Below are 3,604 nucleotides of genomic sequence, written 5' to 3' on the forward strand. Positions count from 1 at the left end.
CAAACGAAGCCTAACCGCTTCGTAATTCGCATTGAATCCTTTACATGGCTGCAAGCAGTCACTATTCCTCCAAAAATTTCAAGATTGTGGAATAGATTCATTTTGTTTACCAACATCAAAAATGACAGAGCCTAAAAAATGAGCACCGATTAGTGAAACAAAATCGGCGCTCATTTTTTTATTTTAGTTGGTCTTTTTAAACACGCGTTGAACGGGAAGCAAAATATTCCGAGTCTATTCCGCGGGCTTGGCACCAATCTTTTACATTACCTGTTAAAATCAAATCAGTCTGCTGCAAGTCTTGCAGTGATTTTTTTCCAAGTAAAGTCATGATTGTTTTGAGATTCTCTTTCCAATCATTTACTTGGTGAATGGTTTCATCTACACCTTCTTTGATGATCAAATGTAAAAGCAAACCAGAGATCCCGACTGACTTTGAACCTAAAGAAAGAGCCTTGATGATATCTAAAGGATGGCGGATTCCGCCTGAAGCTAAGAGATCAACAGATGATACATAAGGCTGGGCTTCTAATAAAGAAATAACAGTTGATTGTCCCCAACTTTCCAAATAATCCAACTTATTGCTTTTTCGGCGATAATTCTCGATCTTTGCGAAATTCGTTCCGCCTGTGCCGCTAATATCAATGGTCTTTGCTCCGGCAGTTAAGAGCAAATCGATCGTTTCACGGCTCATTCCGAAACCAACTTCTTTGGCAATAACGGGCACATCAACTGCTGCAGTAATACGAGACAGTTGTGTCAGCCAGTTTGTAAAATCGCGGTCTCCTTCTGGCATGATCAATTCTTGCGGAGCATTGATATGCAGTTGCAGAGCATCAGCTTGTAACAAATCGATCGCTCTTTTAGCATTTTCAACCGTCTGACCCACACTTAGATTGGCAAAAACCAGGCCCGAAGGATTAACTTCGCGGATTACCGTAAAGCTGTCTGCTACGGTGGCATCTTTTAAAGCGGCACTAACAGAACCTGAAGCCATTGCGATACCTGTTTCACGGGCAACTAAAGCTAATTTATGATTGATTTTTTTAGTCCACTCGCTACCGCCCGTCATTGCATTGATATAAAAAGGAAATTCCATTTGGAAATCAGCAAACGAAGTGGAACAATCTGCATCTTTGACAGCCATTTTTGGAAATGAATGGTGAACATAATGCAGCGCGTCAAAATCAGACGGTGAAGGTTCCTGGGAAAATTTCATCGCTAATGAAACATGTTCGTTTTTTCGATTGTTTGCAGGATTCATCTCTATCCTTCCTTTCATATAAGTAGTTCACGTTACTTCTTTCATTCAGGAGCGATTATCTTTTTCAGCTTTTATTATAAACATGTAGTGGGAGATTGGTAATGCCTTTCTCTTCCCATGCGGTCATTAAAGGCAGTAAACCTTCTTTGCGGTCAAATAAGACGATTCCGCAGTCACCGCCGCCTGCTCCAGAAGATTTTGCAGCACCACGATAAGCTTCAGCAACTTCGCATAACTGCGATAAAGCAGGAGTTTCTATCACAACTCCTGTAGCCCGGCTCATATTTACTAATAGTTTTCGATTTTGCCGTATTTGTTGTTGAATCGATTTGATATCTTTTTCTTGAAAAGCTTGAATCATTCGATCCACACAAGCAGAGCTTTCTTTTAAAAAAGTCGTATAAGCTTGCTGGTCTCGACTTCTTTGACTCGTAACTTCATCGACTAAATGAGAAGTGGAAGCCGGTGAACCAGTCCATCCAATCACTAAACGCAAGTCAGCTGGAGGAGTCAGCGGCGTGATGGAAAGATAAGGCCATTCCATTTCCACTAATTCTTTGACTGATTGACCTTTTTCTTGTTGAGCAGCTACCCAATCACGATCAAAAGTAGTAAAGGCTAACCAGCCACCATAAACGCTGGCAGCCACATCACCACAAGAGCCGTTGCTTTTAACGGAAAGATGCGCTAAAGCGGCTAATTTGAATACTAGCTCATCCGTGTCTTCTAATTCGTAAAACTGGCACAAGGCGCGAACTGTTGCCACGGTTACGGCGGCACTGGAACCTAAGCCGTATTTTCGGCCATTCGAACTATCCAGTTCGCTATCAATCGTCAAATTGAAAAAATCAAGTTGTTTATTGACTTCTTTAGCATAACTTTCAGTTACATTGATAGCAGCTAAAATATAATGAAACGGGTTTTCCCGTTTATCAAGAACAAGTTGATCATTGTGTCTTTTCCACAAAATCGGCAAATTGCCATACTGAAAAGAAGTGATACTGCCCATATCTTCTGTTTTTTCAAGCGAGACAGTGATGAATTGATCAACCGCTACTAAAATAGCAGGATGACCAGGCTCCACAACTGCATATTCACCTGCAATGTACAATTTTCCAGGTGCTGAAACTTCAATCATTCAATATTTCCTCCTTATAAACTACAGTGTCAATTGCTTGTTAGTACCTGTAATCCCGGACCGGGTTTAGCAACAATCAATTGATCTTTTTGAAAAACTTCTGCAAATCTCGTTTTAATTTTAGCACTATCTGATAAACGGCATAAGACTTTCACATTTGGTCCTGCATCCATTGTGAAATAACAAGGAATACCTTCTTTTCGCAATTGGCGTACTAACTGCATGGCGACAACGCTGTCTGGCTCCCAATAAGAAAGCGGCGGGTTAGCACCTAACATCGTTCCATGCATTTTCATTCCATTGCTTTCTGTTATTTCGCCTAATTTTTGAAAGTCTTGCGAACGGATTGCTTCCTTTATTTCAATCAGATCCTTGGCTGTGCTTTCTAGCCAACCGGCATAAAAAGGAGAAGTAGCTACCGTGTTTTTCATTCCTTCACGGCTGGATACGGACTTCTCGTGGTGGTTGACAACTACAACCCCCATGCCAATATCCCAAGAGGCATCATCGATAGGAACAGCATAAGAATCTGCAGAAGTAGTTCCCATCTGCCATTCAACAAAGCCGCCGTATATACTGCGGGTAGCTGAACCAGAACCGCGTCGTGCAACTAAAGATAAGTCGCGCGGATTTAGATCTAAGCCGCTCGCTAGATTCGCAGCTCCTGCTAAGGCAGCCATACCTGAAGCAGAAGAAGCAAGCCCAGCAGCTGTTGGTACAAAATTTGTACTTTTAACCAAAGCCGGAGATGAAATGCCAGCTGGTTCTCTAAAGAGCTGTAAAAAACGACTGACTTTTTGAGTAGCTGCTGTATCCTGTAAGTTATCATTTAAATAAAATGTATCTTGTTTAACATCAGCGTTAAAAGAAACAGAAGTTTCTGTGTAAAAAGCATCCAGCGTCAAAGATAAGCTGCTGCTTGTCGGTAAAATCAATTCTGCATTACGTTTGCCCCAGTATTTGATCAGAGCAATATTGGTATAAGCTCGTACTTTTTTTTCAGTCATTCCATTAGTCCTCTCCCATGTTGTAAATCCATGTATTCACTGCTCCGGCTTTTAATAAAGCAGCAGAAATACGGTCAGCACTCGTTTTATTATCGGCCAAAGCAATCATACACCCGCCACGTCCGCCGCCGGTCAGCTTAGCGCCTAAAGCATCAGTTGCTAAAGCTGCAGCAACAAGCTGATTTAACTCTTTAT

Annotated in this window: 3 protein-coding genes and 1 pseudogene; all 4 read right to left on the bottom strand. The window is 41.6% G+C overall.

Annotation, left to right across the window (positions count from 1 at the left end):
• Positions 1-196 precede the first annotated feature (196 nt).
• Positions 197-1,264, bottom strand: coding sequence for a type 2 isopentenyl-diphosphate Delta-isomerase (gene fni / locus RT405_RS10150; protein WP_313469474.1), 1,068 nt, complete (start codon positions 1,262-1,264; stop codon positions 197-199).
• A gap of 64 nt (positions 1,265-1,328) precedes the next feature.
• On the bottom strand, positions 1,329-2,402 hold the full coding sequence (locus RT405_RS10155) for a phosphomevalonate kinase (RefSeq protein ID WP_313469476.1): 1,074 nt from the start codon (positions 2,400-2,402) through the stop codon (positions 1,329-1,331).
• Between the two features lie 29 nt (positions 2,403-2,431).
• On the bottom strand, positions 2,432-3,409 hold the full coding sequence (gene mvaD, locus RT405_RS10160; RefSeq protein WP_313469478.1) for a diphosphomevalonate decarboxylase: 978 nt from the start codon (positions 3,407-3,409) through the stop codon (positions 2,432-2,434).
• Positions 3,410-3,413: 4 nt separating this feature from the next.
• A pseudogene (locus tag RT405_RS10165) lies at positions 3,414-3,604 on the bottom strand (mevalonate kinase); the annotation flags it as partial.

The organism is Carnobacterium sp. (genome assembly GCF_032094055.1).
Taxonomy (GTDB): domain Bacteria; phylum Bacillota; class Bacilli; order Lactobacillales; family Carnobacteriaceae; genus Carnobacterium_A.

What these genes read in the sequence shown, in the direction of transcription:
- mvaD (WP_313469478.1), bottom strand. Translation starts at nt 3,409, where the DNA reads ATGACTGAAAAAAAAGTACGAGCTTATACCAATATTGCTCTGATCAAA.
- fni (WP_313469474.1), bottom strand. Translation starts at nt 1,264, where the DNA reads ATGAATCCTGCAAACAATCGAAAAAACGAACATGTTTCATTAGCGATG.
- RT405_RS10155 (WP_313469476.1), bottom strand. Translation starts at nt 2,402, where the DNA reads ATGATTGAAGTTTCAGCACCTGGAAAATTGTACATTGCAGGTGAATAT.